The sequence below is a fragment of the Exilibacterium tricleocarpae genome (assembly GCF_007004655.1).
GTDB classification, from domain to species: Bacteria; Pseudomonadota; Gammaproteobacteria; order Pseudomonadales; family Cellvibrionaceae; genus Exilibacterium; species Exilibacterium tricleocarpae.
In genome coordinates, this window is record NZ_ML660090.1 from 58,858 (window position 1) to 81,740 (window position 22,883).

Here is a 22,883-nt window from a genome sequence, read left to right on the forward strand (position 1 = left end):
GACAGGTTGACTCTGGAGACACGGATAAATTGATGGTTTCGCTCGATGAATGGAATTTTATCCGCAGCAAATCCAAAAAAAATTGAACAGAACCTGTTGAGCTTTCAATAACTCCGCTTAGTTCGTCTGACATATCGCCTGGATACGGCTGAATGGGTCTATAACCGACCCCACTTGTTCTAATGCCGAGTGATATACGCTGGACATGTCAAAACCCGATATGAAGCTCGCGTTCTCGATTGCACTGACTGCTTATACCGCAAACAAGGCAGTTAGAGCAGGCGGCACAGGCACATGCCAGGGGATTCATGAGTGGTTGAAATATCGCTATCAGGTGATTGCCGGGGAAATTGACAATACCTGTCGTACGACTACCAAATACTGCGGCCCATTAAAAATAACAGGTCGCTTGACTATAATGACTACAAAGGCAAAACCTTATAGGAGGCAATTGCTCGCGTAACCGCCGATACTTCGCAAACCACGCTGAATCCCTTAGGAGGACTATTCGGCTCCCAGAGTGTCTCGTATTCGATAAAGACACGATACAGCTCTTCTGCTGCCGAAAAGTGGCTTTCTGAATCCTTAAACTCGTAGCTCTTACGAATACTGGAAGTGGCTGTCAAAAATTTGTCCTCGCAAATACTCATAGCCTCTGATATCTGGCGCAAATAGTTGACTCCGTGCACCTGGGCAAGACCGAGTTCGGCGCCGGGATCAGCCTCCTCACCAGGCGGCTCATCACCGTCCGGCGCGATGTCGGCGGCAACCTGCCCGGTCTTGTCGCCGGCAAAAAATCCCTTGGCTATCAAGGTACCAACAATAGCCAGGTTGGATAGTAGAACTGCACCTAAAACAACGAAAAGAACTTCTTTTTTCTGCATCTCGATGTAGCTTTATAACATCTCTTTCTAACACACCCGAGCAGACTGCTTGCGCATTTTACGCACGCCGCCAACACTGCCTCAACAAGGGAGCAGGCACGGGAAAACTTGGAACAGGTCATTCCAGTGTAGCTAAAAGAAATGCAGAGGACCGGGCAATACCGGTGATTTTTACAGAAAATTTTCCGCAGCGGCGGTTACCCATCCTCCAGAGCCGCCTACAGATGTAAAGACAGCCTCAAAGACGGCCGCGAACAACCCGCCTGATCTCGTCCCGAGAAAACTCCCCCGGGCGCCTTTGAGTGCCGGCATTGGGCGCCGGCAAACGTTCCACCCTGATCAAACAGGTGAAATCAGTGTTAAGGACAACTTTGGATATCTGGTCACTGATCCCTTGTAGCACCCGTTCCGGTAAACAGATCCCGGTACTTCCGGCGCAACGGCTGCTTCTGCACCTTGCCGCTGGCGGTAAACGGCAGGCTGTCGGGAAACAGCACGCGCTTGGGCACCTCGTAACCGCCGAGATGTCGTTTACAGTGATCGATCACCTCAGCTTCAGTCAAGTTCACCCCGGGTGCGGCCTGCACCGCCGCGCAAACCGCCTCGTCCCAGTGCGGGTGCGGCACGCCGAATACTGCCGTAACCAGCACGCCCTCAATCCCCAGGATGACCTTCTCCACTTTGTTGCTGGCAATATTCTCACCACCGCTTTTGATCATGTCTTTTTTACGGTCGACAAACAGTAACTGCCCTTTATCGTCGATCAGACCGAGATCACCGCTGCGGTGCCAGCCGCCGCGGTGCACCTCGGTGGTCGCCTCGGGATTGTTCAGGTAACCGTTCATCGCCTGGGGACCGCGCCAGCAGATTTCCCCCACTTCTCCGGGCGGCAGTTCATTGCCGTGGTCGTCCAGCACCGCCTGGTCCGCCACCATGGTGGCACTGCCCCAATAGTTGCCCTCGCCGAACTGGGTTTCGGTGCCGTCGAGAAACACACAAGGCACTGGCGTGAATTCGGTCTGTCCGCTGCCGAGGTGGAACTTGCAATCGAAAGTGCTGCGCAACGCTTCGAGCGTTGCTCTCGCAATCGGCGCCATGGCGTAGATACCTGTCTCGAGCGCAGAAAAATCCCGCTGCTTGATGTCGGGTACGTTCAACAGAGCCTGCCACATCATCGGCAGCAACGCCGTGCCGGCAATTTTTTCCCGCGCCATGGTGTCGGCAAACTGCACCGGGTCGAACTGGTTCAACAGCACCACCGTGCCGCCCAACTGCAGGGTGCATAAATAGTTGACCTGGGCGGCGATATGGAACAGCGGCAACACCGACAGGTGACGGTGATACCGGGCAAAGCCCACACTCAGGGGATTGTTCAGGGTGGCGAGAAACAGCGCCAGGTGCGAACTCATGACACCTTTGGCGCGAGAGGTGGTGCCGCTGGTGTAGATAATCTGCGCCGTGTCCCGGTCTTTAATGACCGTGTCGAGAATTTCCGTCTCCGCACTCTCATCCATCAGGTCCGCCAGGCGAGCATCCGCTGCACCAGCCTCGGTGCCGATGCTGACAGTAAACCTGATATGCGCCAGGTCTTTGCCGCAATCGACGGCAATATTTTCCAACAGGGAACTATAAATCACCGCACTGACCTGCGCGTGCTCGAAGTTATAACGGATATCATCGGGATTTTGCAAAAAGTTTATCGGCACAAACACCCAACCCGCCTTGTAACAGGCAAATGCCACGGTGGCAAAGTCAATGGTATTGCCCTCCAGCAGGGCGACCTTGTCGCCCGGTTCCAATCCCCTGGCGCGCAGGCCGCGCACCAGCCGGTTGACGCGCCGGTTTAGTTCCAGGTAGGTCACGGCGCGGCGCTCGCCGTCGACAAATTCCACCAGCGCTTCGCGCGGCCCGGCATCGCGGGCGCGGCGGCGCAGGATATCGCCCATGGCAACGCGTTCGATCAGGTTTTTATTCAGCTCAGCGGACAGGTCTTTCATAACACCCCCTACTTACGGTAAAGGTTCACGTTTCAGTAACTACCGGCATCAACCAAACAACTAAATCCCCATCTGCCGCACCGCCAGATCGCGCATAATCTCCTCGGAGCCCCCACCAATGGCATTTACTCGCACTTCCCGATAAATCCGCTCAGTGCGACACTCGCGCATAAAACTGATCCCTCCCATCACCTGCATCGCCTCGCGGGCGCAGAATTCCATGGTCAGGGTGGCCTGTACCTTCATCAGCGAAATGGCGGCGGGACTGGCACAGCCCCGGGTCACCTGCCAGGCGCAGGTATCCATATAGGCCTGGGTGGCGTTGATGCGGCGCTGCATCTCGGCAAATTTGTGGCGGATCACCTGGCGTTGCGACAGGGGCCGGCCGAAAGTCTCGCGCTGGCGCGCCCAGTCGACGGCCTCCTGCAGGCACACGCGGGAGGACTCCAGGGCGATAGCCGTCATGGCCAGGCGCTCGTGGTTGAAGTTGTGGACGATGGGCAGAAAACCGCCGTTCTCTTCGCCGATCAGGTTCGCCGCCGGCACCCGCACATTGTCAAAGTACAGTGTGGCGGTGTCGGAACAGAGCCAACCCTGTTTCTTCTCCAGTTTGGTGCGGGAAAAACCTGTTGCAGTCGCCGGAATCAGTAGCAGCGACACACCTTCCATCCCCTCACCGCCGGTGCGCACCGCTGTGGTAAAGTAATCGGCGCGCATACCGCCGGTGATAAACGTCTTGGCGCCATTGACAATAAAGTCATCGCCGTCGCGGCGCGCGCTGGTTTGAATATTGGCGACATCGGAACCGCCGGAAGGCTCGGTAATGGCGAGGGAAATATGTTTCTCACCGCGCAATACCGGTGGGATCACCGCCTGTTTCATAGCCTCGGGACCATAGTTCACTATCGGCGGCAAACCGATACTGTGCACCATCAGCGACGCGCCGACACCGCCGGCGCCGCAGCGGGCCAGTTCCTCCGCCGCGACAATGTTGTGGAACACATCGATGCCCTCGGATACACCGCCATAGGCCTCCGGGTAACCCATCTGCAACAGCCCCACCTCGGCGGCCTTCTGCCACAGGGAGGCCGGCATATCGCACTGTTCTTCCCACTGGTCGACACAGGGCATAATTTCCCGCTCCACAAAGCGGCGCAACTGACTGCGCCACTGGTGATGGCTGTCGGTGTAGAAAGGGGTCGCCAGACGGGTCGTGTCGATATCGAAGCTCATAAATACCTACCTTCCCATAGCTTGGGTTTATGCGGTTAAGCCGCCGCGTCGGCGTTGACCGTCGCCAGCAACTGCCGGGCTTTGACCTGTTCGCCGGCGCGCGCCAGAATGCTGTCCACCACGCCGTCCAGATCCGCTTTCAGCGGGTGTTCCATTTTCATCGCCTCCAACACCAGCAGGGTGTCGCCGGCATTGACCCGGTCACCGGGTTTGACCAGCACATCCACCACGGCGCCGTCCATCAGGGCCGTGACCTCGCCGCTGCCGGCACCGCCGTCGGCCCGGGCCGCCATCTGGGTCAGGTCGCTAAAGCGCAGGGCACCCCCAGGCAGATTCACGCAGATATCAGTGCCGCCGGCAACCCAGCCCAGTGCGCGGCGCACACCGTCGAGGAGGTAAACACACTGCCCATCGGTCAGCGTTAACAGCGTTATCTCAAGGGTGCTGTCAGCCACGATCACGCGGTAGCGATTTTGTGAACCGGTGTCGACGGCGGTCACCTCGACGGGCGTCTCAGCGGCGCCGCAACCGAGAATATAACCGGTGGTCAGCGTCGGGCCGCTGCTCCAATCTTGGCGGCGGGAACCCCGACCAACCCGAGCAGCAGCACAGTGAAAAATCACGCCCGCCAGAGCAATCTCCCACGGCGCCGCCACCCGCGGTTGTATGCTCGGATCGTCGCTGAACTGCTCCTCCAGAAACGCGGTGGTGGCCTCACCGCGGCGAAAGTGCGGGTGGGCGATAAGCCGTTGCAAAAAATATAGATTGTTTTCCACGCCGAGCAACTGCGTCTCTTCCAGCATCCGTTGTAACCGCCGGCACGCCTGTTCACGGTCCTCTCCCCAGGCGATAATTTTTGCCAGCATGGGATCGTAGTGGGAGCTGACAGTCAAGCCGTCTTCCAGCATATGGTCGGTGCGCCGGTGCTCGCCGGCGGCGGTGCGCCAGCGCAACACCTCACCGGTCTGCGGCAGGAAATTGCGCCGCGGGTCCTCGGCGTAAAGTCGCACCTCGACGGCATGTCCACACAGCGCAATCTGTGCCTGGGTCAGCGGCAACGTCTCCCCCCGGGCTACTGCAAGTTGCCAGGCCACCAGGTCAGTGCCGGTAATCAATTCGGTGACCGGATGCTCCACCTGCAGGCGCGTATTCATCTCGAGAAAATAGAAGTTTTTATCGGCGTCGACCAAAAACTCCACCGTGCCGGCGCCGCGGTAATCGCAGGCCCGGGCCGCCTGCACCGCCGCCTCGCCCATATGCCGGCGCAAGGCCCCGTCCACAAACGGCGAGGGCGCCTCTTCGACCACTTTCTGGTGCCGGCGTTGAATCGAGCAGTCACGCTCCCCGAGGTAGACTACGTTGCCATGGGAGTCGGCAAACACCTGGATTTCTATATGGCGGGGGCGCAGCAGGGCCTTTTCCAGAATCAGCTCACCGCTGCCGAAAGCGCTGGTGGCTTCGGAGCGGGCGCTGCGCAGTTGGGCGGCGATCTCCGCCGCGCTGTGCACCAGGCGCATACCGCGCCCACCGCCGCCGGCCGAGGCCTTGATCATCAGCGGGTAACCGATGGTCTCGGCCTGCGCGACCAGGCGCTCGTCACTCTGTTCCTCACCGCTATAGCCGGGAATACAGGGTACGCCTGCCTCCAGCATCGCCAGTTTCGAGCGCCGCTTGCTGCCCATCAATTCGATAGCAGCGGCGGGCGGGCCGATAAAGACTAATTCGGCCGCTGCACAGGCGCGGGCAAACTCGGGGTTTTCCGATAAAAACCCGTAACCCGGATGCACGGCGTCGGCCCCGGTTTTAGCGGCGGCGGCGATGATATTGTCGATACTCAGGTAGGATTCACCCACCGCGGCCGGTCCGATACACACCGCCAGATCGGCAGCGCGCACATGCAGGGCATCAGCGTCGGCTTCGCTGTAGACCGCCACTGTGCGGTAGCCCTGTTGTTTTGCTGTGCGTATGATGCGTACGGCGATTTCCCCGCGGTTAGCAACCAGCAGCGTGCTAAAAGTCATAGATAAAAACCTCCGTTACCCACCCTGATGGCACTCACGTTAAGCATCCACTGTCGGCAATGGTACCTACTAGTGCTTTGACCAGAAAACGTTTTTACGTCGGTTGCACTGAGGTCTCGATCCGGGTATGGCCCTTCGGGACCTTCGCCAGCAGGGATGCTGGCGCAGAGCCTACAGGGGTGGAGCGGGAAACAGCGAAGCACTGCTTCGCCCCGCGCAACGACCGAAATCGATGATTTCGGGCCGGGCCCGCTTGCGGGTATTCACGGCGTGTCCCGAAGGGCCATACCCGGATCGAGACCGTGCCAGTTAAGAAAACCAAAATCCATTTTGGGTGAAAATTGTTATCGGTCGAAGCAAGGGGATTTGCACGGTTTACCGGCCCTTCCACTACCTAAGTCCAACTGACGTCCACTCTCTTCACTGATTCCAACTCGCCGGGCGTTTCTCTACAAACGCCCGGGTACCTTCGCCACCTTCCGGGCCGGTAACGGCGCGGGCAAATTCAGCGGCCGCATCGTCCAGCAACGCCTCCAGTTCCCGCGTCCGGGTCGCCAACAGCAGCGATTTGGTGACCCGGTTGGCCACCGGTGCGCAGCGTTTCAGTTGCGCTAAAACCTCATCAATGCCGGCGCTCAACGCCGCCGCATCGGTGACGGCCTCGTGCACAATGCCCAGTCGCGCCGCTTCATCGGCGCCGATCCGCAACCCCAGCAACGCCAGGCGCCGCGCCTGGGTCAAACCAATGCGGCTGGCGACAAAGGGCGCTATCTGCGCGGGGGGGATACCGAGACTGGTTTCCGGCAAGCCGAAGCGCGCACTCTGGTCGGCGAGCGCTACATCGGAGACACAGGCGAGGCCGAAACCACCGCCCATCACCGCACCCTGCAGTGCCGCCACCACCACCTGCGGCGCAGCGTTCACCCGCGTAATCAACTCGCCGAAACTGCGGTTGAGGCGGTAAAACGCTTCGCTGTCACCCTCAGCGGCCGCGGCGTGGGCAGTGGCCATATCCTTGATATCACCGCCGGCACAAAAGTGTCCGTCGCTGCCGCGCAGCACTAGCGCACGCACGTCCAGATCGGCTTCGACGGCGTCCAATACCGCCGTCAGTTCGCCCACCATGGCCCGATTCATGGCGTTGCGGGCCTGCGGACGGTTCAGGGTGATATAGAGCGCGTGGTCGCGCCGCTCGAGCAACAGGGTTTTACACTCCGGTAGCGCCATGGCGGGTTACCCTTTGCGTTTTTTCGGCAGAATGCCCATCAGTTTACAAATAATGCCGAGCATCACTTCGTCGGCGCCACCGCCGATGGAAGTCAGGCGCGAGTCGCGGTACATACGGTTGACAATAGTGTCCTCGATATACCCCATACCGCCCCAGTATTGCAGGCAGGCGTCGGTGACTTCGCGCCCGAGGCGGCCGCACTTCAGCTTCGCCATGGAGGCCAGCATGGTCACGTCGCCGCCGTTGATATACTCCTCGGTGGCCCGGTAGACCAGCGAGCGCAACGCTTCGACTTCGGTCTGCAGTTCCGCCATCCGAAAGTGGACCACCTGGTTGTCGAGCAGCGGCTGCCCGAAAGCCACCCGCTCGCGGGTGTAGTCGATAGTGCTGTCGATGGCGATCTCCATGCCCTTTAAACACATGGCGGCGCCAAACAGGCGCTCCTCTTGAAACTGCAGCATCTGGTAGAGAAAACCGGCGCCCTCGTCACCGATACGGAAACGCTGCGGCACCCGCACATCGTCAAAGAAGATCGGTGCGGTATCCGATGAACGCATGCCGATCTTTTTCAGTTTTTCGCCGATATTCACCCCCGGCGTTTTCGTCGGCACGATAATCAGCGATTTGTTTTCGTGGGGTTTACCCTCACCGGTATTGGCCAACACACAAAGGAAATCGGCTTGCGGCGAGTTGGTAATCCACATTTTGCTGCCGTTGATAACATAGTCGTCGCCGTCTTTTTTCGCGTGGGTTTTTATCGACGCCACATCGGAACCGGCGCCGGGCTCCGACACGGCGATACTGGTCACCATATCACCGGAGATGGCCGGGGCGAGAAATTCCCGGCACAGATCATCGCTGCCGAAACGGGCCAGGGCCGGGGTGGCCATATCCGTCTGCACGCCGATAGACATGGGAATACCGCCGCAGTTGACCGCGCCCAACTCCTCCCCGAATACCACCTCGTAACTGTAGTCCAGGCCCAGGCCGCCATAGGCTTCCGGTTTGGTAATACCGAGCAGGCCGAGATCGGCCATTTTCTTAAAAAGTTGGTGCGCCGGGAACTCACCTGCCGCCTCCCACTCGTCGACATGGGGATTGATTTCACTGTCGACGAAATTTTTTATCGTGCGCCGCAGTTGCTCGTGCTCTTCGGTAAATCGCATGGACAATCTCTCCGTATCAATCTCAATTCAAGCGACCGGGCCTGGCTGCGCACAGCTACATCCGACCCACGCCAAACGTATTGGCGCGCAACGGCCGCTGTTGCGCCTCGCGACAGACACTCAACACAAATCCCAACAAGCGGCGGGTGTCGCGGGGGTCGATCAGGCCGTCGTCCCACAGGCGCGCAGTGCAGGCGATTGCGGTATTGCCGGCGTCCATCATCGCCGCGGTGTTGTGCTCCAACTCGTCAAGGGCCTGTTCATCGACCTGTCCCGCCACCTGCATCTTGGCCTCGCTCACGATCCGCAGCACCTTGCCGGCCTGGGCACCGCCCATCACCGAAGTGCGGCTGTTGGGCCAGGCAAAGATAAAACGCGGGTCGAAGCCGCGCCCGCACATGGCGTAGTTACCGGCGCCGTAGGAGCCACCGACAATAATACTGACCTTCGGCACCTGCGCGTTGGCCACCGCCTGAATCATCTTGGAGCCGTGTTTGATAATGCCGCTGCGCTCGGCGTCGGTGCCCACCATAAAGCCGGTGGTGTTGTGCAAAAACACAAGGGCGATATTGGCCTGCTCGCACAACTGGATAAATTGTGCGGCCTTGACCGCACCCTTGGCGGTGATGGGACCGTTGTTGCCAATCACGCCGCAGGCATTGCCCTCGATGGCGATATGACCGCACACCGTCTGGCTGTCGTAGTGGGGTTTGAAGTCCAGAAACTGTGAACCGTCACCGATGCGGGCGAGAATTTCCCGCACGTCGTAAGGCCTTTTGGCATCTGCCGGCACCACGCCGATCAATTCCTCGGCGGGGTAAAGCGGCTCCTTGTACACCACCGCAGCGGCGGCGGGCAGTTGCCGGTTCCAGGGCAGGGTGGCGAGAATCTCACGGGCGATACGAATGCCGTCGGCGTCGTTCTCCGCCAGGTATTCACCGGTGCCGGCAACGCCGGTATGCAGTTCGGCACCGCCCAGCTCCGCCTCGGTGGCGATCTCGCCGGTGGCGGCCTTCAGCAGCGGCGGCCCCGCCAGGTACATGGTGGCCTGGTCGCGCACCATCACCACATAGTCGGACAAACCCGGCTGGTAGGCGCCGCCCGCGGTGGCGCTGCCGTGGACGACGGTAATCTGGGGAATGCCCGCCGCCGACATCCGCGCCTGGTTGGCAAACCCGCGCCCGCCGGGGGCAAAGGTTTCATTGGCGTAGAGCAGGTTGGCACCGCCGCTTTGCGCCAGGGTCACCACCGGCAGTTTGTTTTCCATCGCCATCTGTTGCATGCGCAGCGCTTTTTCCATACCCACCGGGGAAATGGTGCCGCCCTTGATGGCGTAGTTATCCACCCGTACCAGACAGCGCACCCCGGCCACATAGCCGATACCGGCGATACAACCGCCACCGGCTCCGGTACCGTCGCGGTCGTCGTAGAGTTTGTAGCCGGCCAGGCTCGACAGCTCCAGGAAGGGCGCGCCGGGGTCCAGCAGCCGCGCCAGGCGCTCGCGGGGCAACAGCAAACCGCGCCCGGTGTATCTGGCGCGCTTGGCCTCGGCCGCCTCCACCACCGCCTGTTCGAGACGGCGAAAACCGTCCACATGCGCCTGCATGGCCGCGGCGTTGGCGGCGAACTCGGCGGACTGGGGATCGATGGCTGAGTCTATTGCGGGCATAGCTCAATGCCCATCGTCAGCGGGCGTGCCGCGATCCGCCGTGGCGGATCGATAAACCTGCGGTCGGGTACTGCGGTGAAAGCCGTTAAAAGGCGTGTTGTTGCGCGCCGCCGGCACCTGCCAGGTGGGCGCGTTGGTTTTCAGCGAGGAGCCGCCGTCGATGCGGATAATCTGGCCGGTGATATAGCGGGCCGCATCGCTCAACAGGAAGGCCACCATGGCGCTCACCTCGGCCTCCTCACCCATGCGGTAGAGAGGCACGGCGTGCTCGAACGCCGGCAGCAGGTCTCTGAGAAAATCGGCATCGTAGGTGTCCATGCCGGAGGACAGGATATACCCCGGCGCCACGCCATTGACCCGCACACCGGACTGGGCCCACTCCACAGCGGCAGTCTGGGTAAAGTTCTCCATACCGGCACGAGCGGCGCCCGAGTGGCCCATCAGGGGCATACCGCCGGCGTTGTCAGCGGTGATGTTGACGATACTGCCGCCAGTACGCTTCATCGACTGGTTGTAACACTCCCGCGCCATCAAAAAGCCGCCCACCAGGTTGGAGCGAACCACCGCTTCAAACCCTTTCTTGTTGATCTGTTCGAGCGGGGCGGGATACTGGCCGCCGGCATTGTTGACCAACCCGTGCACCGTGCCGAGCTTGGCCACCAGCGCCGCCACCACTGCGGTTACCCGCTCCTCGTCGCGGATATCGCAACTGAAAGTGTCGGCGGTGCCGCCGTCGGCGTCGATTTCCCCGGCCACGCGGTCGAGTTTGTCCTGGCTGCGCCCGATCAAGACGACATGGGCGCCCAGGCGGCTGAGTTCGTGGGCGATACAGCGGCCGATACCGCTGCCGCCACCGGTGACCAGCATATTGCAGCCGGCAAACAAGCCGTCCCGCAAAACACTTTGATAAGGCATAAAAACGACTCCTCGAATCCCGCTCCAGGGTCAGCGGCACAGGTTCGCGCTCTGCTCTGGTTGACGCCGATTTGTGCGTTGTTGTTGAGATAGCGGCACTTTGAATACGCTAAACTATACCGTGAAAACTCAACACCAAGCAAGCGCTTGGTTTACAATTGAGTCACCCTGATGGTTCAATACCTGCGATTCGGGATCTGGAGACTTAACCTTTAGCTTGCTTTAGCTTGGAACCCGAACCCGGAACCTGACACTTAACTGCAGAAAACCAGCGACAAAATATATTAAAGAGCAAAAAACCTATGACCGTAATTACAGAGCTGGTGGCAGACGGCTCGATTACCAACCCCGAGTCCGCCAAGGGCAAACTGATCCAGTGTGCGGCGCGGCTGTTCAATACCAAGGGCTTCGATCGTACCACCGTGCGTGATATCGCCAGGGAGGTGGGCATTCTCTCAGGCAGCATCTTTCACCACTTTCCCAATAAAGAAGCCATTCTCTGCGGGGTGATGCGCGAAGCAGTGCTGATCGCCACCTCGAAAATGCGCGCCGCCCTGGCACTGGCAGACACCCCCGAGGCCCGCCTGCAGGCCCTGATTCATTGCGAGCTGGAATCCATCCACGGTCTCAACGGCGACGGCTTCGCGCTGCTGGTCAACGAGTGGCGCAGCCTCGGCCCGGACAATCAGGCCGAAGTGCTGGCGCTGCGGGACGTCTACGAGCAGCTCTGGCTCGACGTGCTCGACCAGGTGCGCGCCGCCGGCCTTATCGATATGGACACCTTTCTGGTACGCCGCTTTCTGGTGGGTGCCCTGTCGAATACCTACACCTGGTTTCACCTCGATGGCGATATGACGCTGCAACAGTTGGCCCACCAGGCCCTGAAACTGATTGTCCGCCCGGACCAGTGACAGCGTGCGCAATTTTAGGCATGCTCAACGACCGTTGTTTCGACTACAATTGCAGTTGTGCCCACAGGATTCCATTAACCGGCAACAGCCCCATCAGCAAAGCTGGATAAACAAACAGGTTTAGACGCTAAAATAACAGCTCAGCGATAATCAGCTAGCAGTACTAAAAAAGTCGTCAGTAAAGCGGCCACTACAATGACAAGGAGAACCGGCCATGCGGTTATGGAATGTTTTACTGCTTATCGCTATCGTCTGCGGGCTTTTCATCTGGCATCAATTGCCGAAACCCCTGCCTGAACTGGAACCACTGGCGGCCGATCCCGTTCCCGCCAGCGCGCGCCAACTAGCCCAGGGCAGGGTCACCGGCCTCCAACACCGCAACAATACCCACGCCTGGCTGGGCATTCCCTATGCGCAGCCGCCCACCGGCGCGCTGCGCTGGCGCGCGCCACGGCCGTTGGAGAGTCCGCCGCAACCGCTGCAGGCCACCGCCTTCGGCAATCTGTGCCCGCAACTGGGGGGCCGGGCCATCGAGATCGATCCGGACCTGCACGGCCAACCGGTGGGCGACGAGGACTGTCTTTACCTCAACGTCTGGGCGCCGCGGTTTGACCCCGGCACTACGCCCGCCGGTGCCGGTCGCCTGCCGGTGATGGTGTGGATTCACGGCGGCGGCAACAGCGTCGGCGCCAGTGACAGCTACGATTTGTCGGCCCTGGCAGGCCAACACCAGTTGATTGCAGTGTCCATCAACTACCGCCTCGGCCCCATGGGGTGGTTCAGCCACCGCGCCCTGAAAGACGCCGGTGCCTCGGCGGAGGATAATTCCGGCAATTACGGCACGCTGGATATTGTGCGCGCCCTCGAGTGGGTGCGGGACAATATCTCAGCCTTTGGTGGCGACCCCGACAACGTCACCGTCTTCGGCGAGTCGGCCGGCGGCGTCAATGTGGTCACGCTGATGGTTGCGCCCAAAGCCCGGGGCCTGTTCCACCGCGCTATAGTGCAGAGCGGCAGCACCCGTTCGGCAAGTGTTATCGAGGCGGAAAACCTCGTCGATGCCGCCTTGCCGGGCCAGCCCGGCAGCAGCGGCGAGGTGTTGCTGGCGCTGTTGATGCGCGATCACGGGCTGCCCGACCGCATCGCGGCCCGGCACCGTCTGGCGCAGATGTCCAACGCCGATATAGCCGCCTACCTGCGCGGCAAAACCGCCGCGGATATTTTGCAAACCTATCCGCTCACCAGCGTCGGTTCCATGTTACAGATACCCGCCGTAATTCGCGACGGCAGTGTGCTGCCGCAACGCCCCTTCCCCGAGGTGCTGGCCACACCCGGGGGCTACAACACCGTGCCGGTCATCACCGGTACCAATCGCGACGAAATGAAGTTGTTTATGTTCTTCGACCCCGACTATGTGGAACGACGCTTCGGCCTGTTGCTGCGCGCCAAGGATGCGCCGGCCTACCAGCGCCGCGCCAGTTACCTGAGCGACGCCTGGCGCGCCCGCAGCGTGCACGACCTGGGGGACCAACTGTACCGCTCCGGCAACCACCAGGTATTTGCCTACCGATTCGACTGGGACGAAGAGGCCAACAGCGTGTTCGCGCCCATCAATACCATGCTCGGTGCCGCCCACGGCCTGGAAATTCCGTTTGTTATGAACCGTTTCGAGGGACTGCTCAACAAACCCGGCATTTTCACCGAGGGCACGCGCGACAGCCGCGAAGCCCTGTCTCAGGCCATGATGTCCTACTGGGCGGCGTTCGCCTACGACGGCACACCGGGTACCGGTAGAAACGACGAGCTGCCAGACTGGGAACCCTGGCGGGATGACACCGACGGCGGCACCACCATTGTCTTCGATACACCCCACGACGGCGGTATTCGCATCGTCAACGACGACCTGACGCTGGCATCGATCAAGCAAAGACTGGCGCGGGACAGCAGCATTGCCAGCCGCGAGGAGCGTTGCGACTACTACGTGTTGCTTTATAAAGGCACTGCGCACTGGAACACCGAGGAGTATCTCAATCTGGGGTTGGAAGGTTGCGCAGATATCCCACCGGAACACAATACATTGTAAAGCCGCCGACGGTAGTGAGGCGTTTCGCGTTTTATTGCGAGCCCCTCAGTCAGTATCTTGCCCGGCACCCTGCGGTAGAAAAAAATGCGGGGGCCAAAGGCCCCCGCTAATACCTGACTAAGGTTCAGGCGGAGGGTTAGTCGGTTCGGGCGTTACCGGTGCGGGATCAAAAGCGTTGACAATATCGTCCCGCGCAATGCTGTTGAACAGCAGCGCCTGTTGGCGGGTGGTGCCGGCGCGAATTTTTTCGCCGGCGCGCACATAGCGGCTGCCGTCGAGTTCACTCTCTTCGAACACAAAGCGGGAGACGGCCTCCGGGTCCAGGTAAGCGGCCGCGGCGATATCCTCGGGCACGGTAAATTCGAGGATACTGATACCGCCGAGCGTACTGCTGCTCGACGCGCCGCGGCCGGCCTCCTGGTTCGTCGCACTGCCGTGAGGCTGGCGAATATACACCACTTCGAGATTGGCACCGCCGGCGGTGCCGTCGTCCGAGACAAAATAGGCCTGCAGGTCGAAGCCGCCGCCGGCATCGGCACCGCCGCCCAGCCAGATAGCGCCGGCGGGCGCGCTGGCGAGTTCGGCGGGCGTGTTGACAATGTCGTCGAGGCTGGTGGCGGGAACCGGTTCGAAGTTGCCGGAGCCGGGGCTGGCTTCAACATGCGCAACGGCGACGATATTGTCGCAGTCGAGATTGGTCTCGAACCAGTCGCCGGCGCCGTTGTTAAGACCAGGGTAGAAATCCGGGTAGAAACCATTGTCGCAACTAAAACTGTAGGCATCCTGTTGAGCGACAATCGTCGCCAGATAAAGCTGTGCACCCGATGAGAAACCGGCGCCGGCGCCGATACCTTGTTCGAACGATTCATCAAGCAATACCCGCAGCGCCACACCGTCGATAGCAAAAGCCTCCAGGTCGACATAATCGGTCTCAAAACTCGCCGCAACACCGCCGCTGGTGGGTTGCACGACGGCGACTTCGCCGGCATCGAGATAGGTGGCGATAATCAGGCGGTCGTCGGCAAAGCCGATGCCGTTGTCGTTGATATAACCCTCGGCACCGGCACCCTCGGTAGAGATATCCACCCAGGCACCGCTGTCGAAGTCCCACCCATTAATGACTTCGGGTACGCCGTCCGCCAGGGTGCCGTACTCAAATTCGAAATCGTCGCCGACACCGTCGCCGTCACTGTCGAAACTGTCGCCGTCAAACCAGGTAATACCGCCGCTGGCGGCAGTCTGTTCGTTGACGGCCGCGGGCAGGGCGGCGGCGACACTGCCACTGCCGTTACAGGCCACTACGCCGTCGGCGCTGGATTCCACCTCGGTAAACGTAAAGCTAAAGGTACGGGTGGCGCTGTTGAAGTTGCCGTCGCCGGCATTGAAATTTCTGCCATCGGTCAAGGTAAAGCCGCCGTTGGCATCCATCACACCGTAGAGAAAATCACCGGCGGACTCATCGTCGCGCTCGCGCAGAAATACCTGCGTCCCCTGCATATCGACTTGCGCCAGCAGCGTCTCGTCATTAGCCGGCACACAGTCGGTGCCCGAATCTATCAGCTGCAGGCTGCCGGCGGCGGCGGTGATATTCACCAACCAAGTGCCGCTCATATCCGGCACTGTGCCGCTGCAAGCATCGCCAAGGCCGTCGCCGTCGCTGTCGAGCTGGTCGGCGTTGGCAACGACCAGGCAGTTGTCACCGGCGTCGGCGATACCGTCACCGTCTCTATCCTCTGCGCCCACAGTGGGATCGAGCGGATCGGCATCCTCGTCGTCGGGCACGCCGTCGTTGTCGTCGTCGCTATCGGCGTTATTGCCGATGCCGTCACCGTCGCTGTCGAGCTGCTCCTCGGGGTTGGTGGGAAAGGCATCGGCATTGTCGCCGACGCCGTCGCCATCGCTGTCGAGCTGCTCCTCGGGGTTGGCCGGGAAGGCATCGGCATTATCGCCGACACCGTCGCCGTCGCTGTCGAACTGTTCGCGGGGATCGTCGGGAAAAGCGTCCTGCGCATCCGGCACACCGTCGCCGTCCGCATCGCCGCTGGCGATCACTGGCGGCGGTTCATAGTCGAAGTTATTCCTGATTTCTTCGAGTGCCGGCACATTGAAACCCGCCGCGCTAAAGCGCTGTCCGGCCCGGATCAGCTCGCCGCTGCGCAGGTAGTTGCCGCCATCGACACTGTCCGCCACCACCGCCAGAAACACCGCGCCGTCGCGCTCGCGCGAGTCGTAGTGCCGTTCAATCGGCTCGGGTAAATCGAATATCAAGACCAGATCGGTATTGTTATCCCGCGGGTCGGTGACGGTCCAGGTCGATGTCACGGGCCGGCCCTCGATGTCGTTGATAATCGACACATTGCCCTGCAGATCGTGAAAGTAGAAAGTCACATCACCGCTGCTGTCTTCGGCGCCGGTGGTGTCGCTGCCGCGGAGAAACGCGCGCACCTCGCCAAAGCCGCCGAAACTCTGTGCCACCACAACGCCCTGATAGAATGCTGTCATAACAGCATCGGCAGCGAAGATCATATCCGCCAGGGCGGTGGCCAACACCGGTGGATTCTCAGCCACCGGATCTTCCCAGCCTACCGCCAGCCAGTTGGGGCAGGCGAGACCGGTATCGGCAAAGTCATCGAGATCACAGTGGATGCTGTAAACATCGAGCTGACTTTCAGCATCCACAACCAGGGCGCCGGCAGCCGCGCCGGCAAAGCTGGCGGCCGGGTCGGTCAGCCCTGCTTCAACCCAGTCCTCTCGCACCAGATACGCCATCGGCTTGCCGGCAATCGGCAGGCGGTAGGTGCTGGCAGTCCAGCGCTCCAGCACATTGCCGGCAGTATCGCGCCTGACTACATCGGCACTATCGTCCTCAAGACCTTCCTCAATACCTCCCTCACCACCTCCTTCGCCCGCCGTCACCGACAGACCGGCGGCAGTGGCCACCCAGCCGGCGGGACCCAGTACCAGGGCACTGCCGGTCTCGGCGTCTTCCACCCAGGCGCCGCCGCCATCGCCGTCGACGCTCCAGAAGAACGCGGTGTCGGCGGCATCATTCAACACGCTGTAGTCAAAGTTGAAGACCAGTGCCTGGCGCGCCGGATCGAAAAACCCCTCGGCATCGAGGCTGACAAAGCCGCCGTCGGCACCGCCGGCGCTCAACACGTCCCCGGCGGCAACCCGGGGCATAGGCGTCATCACGAAGTCGAACTCAGCGCTGCAACTCGCCGCCACTTCACTGCCGGCGGCGGCGGACAACTGCTCCACTACCGTGCCGGCAATCACACCGGTATCCGCATCGAGGTCACCGGTCAGCAACAGGTTGATTTCCACCACAGAACCGTCGGCGGCAAAATCGGTTTCGAAAACCTCAACCAAGAGTTCACCGAGACTGTTGATCGCGCCCGCCTCGGCATCTTCTGCAGCAAATTCACCATCGGCAAATAGTAGCCGCAGGTCTGCACCCAACTGTTCGATCCGCACCACCGCCGATTCGATATCACCCTCGGCGTAACACGTTTCGTTCACCAGTTCTTGCCACGGCTCACCTGCCACCGTGTTGGTCGCCGCGGTCACCTCCAGATCGAACACGTAAAAGCCGGCGACATTCGGCGGATCGTCACACAGGTTGCCGGCGCCGTCACCGTCGCTATCGCTTTGATCCACATTGAAGACCGTCGGACAGTTATCGCGACCATCGTCGACGGTGTCGTTGTCGGTATCGCGGTCGAGCGGATCGGTGCCGAGTTCAGCCTCCGCGGCATCACTGAGATTATCGCCGTCGTCGTCGCTGTCGGCGTTGTTGCCGGTGCCGTCGCCATCGGTGTCGAGTGACTCTTCGGCATCGCGCGGGAAAGCGTCGTTCGCATCGGCGACCCCGTCGTTGTCGTCGTCGCTATCACAGACATCGCCGCGACCGTCACTGTCGGTATCGGTCTGCGGGCCGGCCACGGTGGGACAGTTGTCAAGGTTATCGCCGCGACCATCGCGATCGGTATCGGCGCTCTCTTCAGCGTTGAACGGAAAGGCATCGTCGACATCGGCTACGCCGTCGTTATCGTCGTCACTGTCGCGGTTATCGCCTACACCGTCCTGATCGGCGTCGAGGCTTTCACTGGCATCCAGCGGGAAGGCATCGCGGGAATCGTCAACGCCGTCATTGTCGTCGTCACCGTCGGGGTTGAGGCCGCCCGTATCGGCCAGTCCGTCGCCGTCGGTATCCAGGTAGTCGATTTCCGGTACGCTGTTGTCAGCGTCGTTCGTATCCTGCCCGAGCGGCCAGCCGTCACCGTCGGCATCGGTGGCAGTCGACGCGTTCGGGTCCAGCGGGAAATCGTCATCCGCATCGGAGACACCGTCGTTGTCGTCGTCGCTGTCGCAGGCATTACCGGCACCGTCCTCGTCGCTGTCGAGTTGATTGGCGTTGGCAGCGAACGGGCAGTTATCGCCGTTGTTACCGACACCATCTTTATCGGAATCCAGAAACTCCGTCGCATCGGCCGGCAGTGCGTCGGCGCCGTCTCTCACACCGTCGCCGTCGCTGTCCCTGACGGCGGGGTTGGGATCGAGGGTATCCGCCAGACCGTCGCCGTCGGCATCCGCATCGGCGTTATCGCCGATACCGTCGCCATCGAGATCGCCGCTTTCGCTGCTGTCGAACGGAAACGCATCGCCGCCGGCCAGGCGATTAGCGGGTGTATTCTGCACGGTATCACCACCGCTGTGATTGGCAACGCCGTCACCGTCGATATCGTCGTCTTTGTTGTCGCCGTGGCCGTCACCATCGCTGTCACGGGTCTCGGTGGCATCGATCGGCAGGTCATCGTCGATATCGGCCACACCGTCATTGTCGTCGTCTTCGTCGGTGGCGTTGCCGATACCGTCACCGTCGCTGTCGACAAACGGGACGCCGGGAATATCGGCATTGTTGTCATCGGTATCCTGCCCGAGCGGCCAGCCGTCACCGTCGAAATCGGTGGCATCGCTGGCGCCGGGATCGAGAGGAAAGTCATCATCGGCATCGGCGACACCGTCATCGTCGTCATCGGTGTCGGCATTGTTGCCGATGCCGTCGCCGTCGGAGTCGACCGTTTCACTGCCGTCGAGCGGAAAGGCATCGGCGGCGTCGCCGACACCGTCGCCGTCATCGTCGGGGTCGGCGTTATTGCCCACACCATCGCCGTCGCTGTCGAGGCTCTCATTGGGGTCGAGGGGAAAGGCATCCTCGGCATTGAGCACACCGTCGTCGTCAATATCGGTGTCCACCGTCGCCGGTTTGGCCTCGACGTCGATACTGCCGTCGCCGAGACTCGAGGTATCGGTGCTGGTGCCGGTCTGTGCAGCTTCCTCGTCCAGCAGTTGCTCGCTGTCCTCCACGGTCAGGTTGGTACCGGGCACCATCAGGCTGGCGGGGTCGGTCTCGACGATAATGGCGGCATCGTCGCCGTCGTAATCATCCACCGGTGTGTTTTCACTGGTGGTGCCATCGATATCGCCGTCACTGAGGTCATCGGCTAAACCTGCCAGCACGCTGTCGGCGCTGGCGCCACCCTGACTGTTGCGCTCAATTTCAAAAACGATGGCGGCCACGCCGGAAATCGCCGTGCGATAAGCTGCCACTGCCTGCAATTCCTCATCGCTGTCGGTCTGATCCGTTACCAGAGGTGGCGCGGCAAAAATATCCACCGAATCATCGAGGCCGAAACCGAGTGCCGACACCACTTCGTCCGCCGCTGTATCCAGGCCGTTGATAAACTCTTCGGCGCCGATGCTGCCGTCGTCGTCGGCCTTGGCCGCCGTCAGCGCCACTGCCATGGTGGTCAGCGGCGTGGCATAAACAGGTTCGCCCAAGCCGTCGGCCCGCAGCACTGTGCGGATTTCGGTAATGATCGGCGGGTTGCCGGTATTGAGGTCGACAGTGTCAGCGTCAGCGCTGACCACAATCAGGAAGGGTCCGGTCTCGCTGCTGTCGATCTCCAGGCCGGTAAACTGAGCCTGGGCATCAGTCTCGCCCTCATCCAGTAAGGTGCCCTGCAAGTTGGCCGCGCTGGTGTCGAGCCGATAGATACTGACCGCAGCATTGGCGACAGGACCGTCGACGGCCGCGCCGCCGATCGACACACTGGCAGACGTCGGGCCGCCGGTGCCGGTAGTGCCGCCATCGTTATCGCTATCGCTATCGCTGCCCCCACCGCAACCGGGCAGTAACGGGACAATCAAAAAGAGCAACAGGGAAAATTTTTTCAGTAGCGACTTACCGGAAACACCAACAGCATACTTCATCATATTATTTATTTACCCGAGCAGAATTTTCGTTTTCGCACTAGTGTTTTATCGATTCTTTTTGCCGACTTTCACATCAGCGGTCGGCGCGACATTTTTTGCCGCCGTGATTAAAGACACTAGTGAAGCAATCGCAATTAAGCAAAGGCGGACGGACTGCTAAAAAACCGCCGTCAAAATCTCGCCGATTGCGCTGGGCGATTAAACTTTTCTATACAAATCAAGCGCTTAAATGTGAATCGAGCGATACCACCTAAAGCCGATTTAAATCCCGCGGCTTTACTTGCGGAAAATATACGGCTTTTTTGTATTTTATTTATTTTGTGCTCTACTTAGGGATTGGAGAGAAAAACTGATATTAGTTATCGGTATAGTTTTCGCGGTTTGGATAAAAAGAAAATCTAGCGGCAAGTCGCAGCCATCTCGGCCGATCAGATATAAAAAAGGGCCGCTAATGCAGCCCTGAAGTTTGTCGACAAATAGCGTTGTTAGTTACGAGTTATTGTTCAGCGCTTCGAGATAACATCTCGCTCGATTGGTATTACTGTAGCGGGGGCGTACTGACTGACCGTTTTACTTCTGTACTGCTTCCTCTTTCATACTGCCTGTCACAGATTTCTCGATACAGGAACAGTGCGCAGGGGGTAAGGCCCGGCGGGGGTGTGCGGTCCCGATCATTCAGGGCGCGTTTAAGCTTGCCTGCCGGGCCGTGGAGTGGCATATAAAAAGTTTAGAACGCTAAATTACCCCGGTTGTATTCTCCCAGCATACAACCACCACCACAAGCAAACGCGTCAATCAACGCAATTTAACTTAAGTAATTGCCATTCCACCCCAGTCCGTACTGCAGTTGTCCGGCGTTACTGCAAACCGCCGGAACACTGCCGAGGCCGACCCTAAACCCCTTATACAATCGGGCTGAACGCTGTCCACCGATCGAGATCGGCACCGAGCGAGTGGCCCGGGAAGGTGGTTGCGAAATTGCCCTGGTCGCCGTGTAACGCCATATAATTCAGGCACACCATATCCACCAGCCCCGTCACACTGTTGGCAGCCGGGCTGCCGGCGGTATTGACGTTACCTTCGGCCGTAAAGCGCCCGATCTGCTGGTGCCTGGCGTTGTCCTCCGGCGTGCCGCCCAGTAACTGTGGTGGCCCGTCGGGGTTATAAACCATAAAGAAGGATGCGGCAGTCTGCTGGTTATCGCCGGTCCAGACGCCTTTACCGCCGCCGTCCTGGGAATCATCGACCATACCGTTGCTGAACACTGAGCCGTCACTGAAGATATAGACCATTAACGGCTTGCCCAGATTGGCAGCGTATTGCAGGCAGGCGCCGATACAGCGGCCGACGCGCAGATCACGCCGCTCCCCGGTGCTGCGATCCCCGGTATGGTAGTCGTAACCACCCATGGTGATACACCCGGCGCCGGCCTGTCCCTCGAGCACCAGGCGCGCGATGGACGCCGTTTTGGCAAACTCGCGATCTCCCATATCGTCGAGGGTGAATGGCGCGGTGGGGCCACCGACCAGCAGCGGGTCATTGGTGGGGTCGAGCGCATCCGAACTGTCGAACCTGTCGGTCAAGTATGCGCTTTCGATATAGCCGCAGCGCAATGCCCTGTCCTTGATGGCCTGGTCGCTTTCACTTTGCAGGCCGGTATTGACAGTGCCGATTCTGGAGTGAGAGATATTGGCAATGGACTCCATCACCGCCACCCGGTCGGCTTGCTGCGGAAAGAAAGTGCCCAGCTCGCCCACATCGATCAAGCCCCTGACATCGGAAATACGGTCGATCTTGGTCGGCCGCACTTCGGGGTTAATCAGTCCCGGCGGCGCCAGGGAGTTGCCGCCCGACTCACTGTTGCGCGAGCCGACCAGCGCCATAATCTGCCCGTTGGCACCGGCGCGGTTGATACCGTACATCGGATTGTGGGGGTTGTTGCCGGTGTCGTTTTCCGAACGCGCCGGAATCACAGCACCGTTGACCATGGCGCGATTGGCCGCCGAAAACCGTTCCAAAATACCCCGCAGCATGGCACTTTCGGTATGGAAGGCCAGCCCCAGTTCCTGATTGATAAAGTCGCTGGGCTCACCGGCGTTAGCCATCGCCGGCAACATATCCCCGGGTACCCCGAGCTTCCTGTAACCGGCAGTGCTGAGAAAATCCAGTTGCCCGCCGGCGCCGCCTACCAGCACATTGGAGCCGGCAATATTGGCCCCGCCTGCCAGGTCGAAGCAGATAAAGGGAATCTTGCCGGTCAGGGCACCGCCGACTTTACAATCGTTATTGTTGCCGAAGTCCAGCAACTCACTAGCGATGTCAGCCTGCGCCTGGCGCGAGCCGAACATACCGAACATGGAACTGCCGATAACGGCGCCCAGGCCGGCGCTAAAGCCCTGGGCGATAAATTCCCGCCGTGTTCTCGGGCGCCGGTGATCGGCATGCTTCAACGGTTCGTCGGGGTGAAAATTCTTGCCGCGCTTTGCCATATCCGTAC

Annotated in this window: 12 protein-coding genes; 2 read left to right on the top strand and 10 right to left on the bottom strand. The window is 60.3% G+C overall.

Annotated features, from left to right (window positions below):
* Positions 1–422: 422 nt before the first annotated feature.
* The 8 genes from FKG94_RS06735 to FKG94_RS06770 form a co-directional block, all read right to left on the bottom strand.
* The gene (locus tag FKG94_RS06735; protein WP_142903451.1) at positions 423–884 is read right to left on the bottom strand and encodes a hypothetical protein; all 462 of its coding nucleotides are present in this window, start codon (positions 882–884) and stop codon (positions 423–425) included.
* Between the two features lie 383 nt (positions 885–1,267).
* On the bottom strand, positions 1,268–2,881 hold the full coding sequence (locus FKG94_RS06740) for a class I adenylate-forming enzyme family protein (protein ID WP_142903452.1): 1,614 nt from the start codon (positions 2,879–2,881) through the stop codon (positions 1,268–1,270).
* Between the two features lie 60 nt (positions 2,882–2,941).
* Positions 2,942–4,114, bottom strand: a complete 1,173-nt coding sequence (locus tag FKG94_RS06745) for an acyl-CoA dehydrogenase family protein (RefSeq protein ID WP_142903453.1) — start codon at positions 4,112–4,114, stop codon at positions 2,942–2,944.
* Between the two features lie 35 nt (positions 4,115–4,149).
* Entirely contained in the window at positions 4,150–6,135 is a 1,986-nt protein-coding gene (locus FKG94_RS06750; RefSeq protein WP_142903454.1) for an acetyl/propionyl/methylcrotonyl-CoA carboxylase subunit alpha, read from the bottom strand.
* Between the two features lie 420 nt (positions 6,136–6,555).
* Positions 6,556–7,362, bottom strand: coding sequence for an enoyl-CoA hydratase/isomerase family protein (locus FKG94_RS06755; protein WP_142903455.1), 807 nt, complete (start codon positions 7,360–7,362; stop codon positions 6,556–6,558).
* Between the two features lie 6 nt (positions 7,363–7,368).
* On the bottom strand, positions 7,369–8,529 hold the full coding sequence (locus FKG94_RS06760) for an acyl-CoA dehydrogenase family protein (RefSeq protein ID WP_142903456.1): 1,161 nt from the start codon (positions 8,527–8,529) through the stop codon (positions 7,369–7,371).
* Between the two features lie 55 nt (positions 8,530–8,584).
* Positions 8,585–10,198, bottom strand: coding sequence for an acyl-CoA carboxylase subunit beta (locus FKG94_RS06765; protein WP_142903457.1), 1,614 nt, complete (start codon positions 10,196–10,198; stop codon positions 8,585–8,587).
* A gap of 3 nt (positions 10,199–10,201) precedes the next feature.
* Positions 10,202–11,113 carry an SDR family oxidoreductase gene (locus tag FKG94_RS06770; RefSeq protein ID WP_142903458.1) on the bottom strand — a complete coding sequence of 304 codons (912 nt, stop codon included), beginning with the start codon at positions 11,111–11,113 and terminating at the stop codon, positions 10,202–10,204.
* Positions 11,114–11,415: 302 nt separating this feature from the next.
* Between FKG94_RS06770 and FKG94_RS06775 the strand changes: the two genes are divergently transcribed.
* Positions 11,416–12,024, top strand: coding sequence for a TetR/AcrR family transcriptional regulator (locus FKG94_RS06775; protein WP_142903459.1), 609 nt, complete (start codon positions 11,416–11,418; stop codon positions 12,022–12,024).
* A 214-nt stretch (positions 12,025–12,238) separates the two neighbouring features.
* Positions 12,239–14,107: a carboxylesterase/lipase family protein gene (locus FKG94_RS06780; protein WP_142903460.1), complete on the top strand. Its 1,869-nt coding sequence runs from the start codon at positions 12,239–12,241 to the stop codon at positions 14,105–14,107.
* 117 nt (positions 14,108–14,224) lie between these two features.
* Here FKG94_RS06780 and FKG94_RS29175 read toward each other — a convergent pair whose 3' ends face one another.
* Together FKG94_RS29175 and FKG94_RS06795 are read right to left on the bottom strand one after the other, a co-directional pair.
* Positions 14,225–20,386 carry a thrombospondin type 3 repeat-containing protein gene (locus tag FKG94_RS29175; protein ID WP_246124988.1) on the bottom strand — a complete coding sequence of 2,054 codons (6,162 nt, stop codon included), beginning with the start codon at positions 20,384–20,386 and terminating at the stop codon, positions 14,225–14,227.
* 902 nt (positions 20,387–21,288) lie between these two features.
* The gene (locus FKG94_RS06795; RefSeq protein ID WP_142903461.1) at positions 21,289–22,875 is read right to left on the bottom strand and encodes a general secretion pathway protein GspF; all 1,587 of its coding nucleotides are present in this window, start codon (positions 22,873–22,875) and stop codon (positions 21,289–21,291) included.
* Positions 22,876–22,883: the final 8 nt, after the last annotated feature.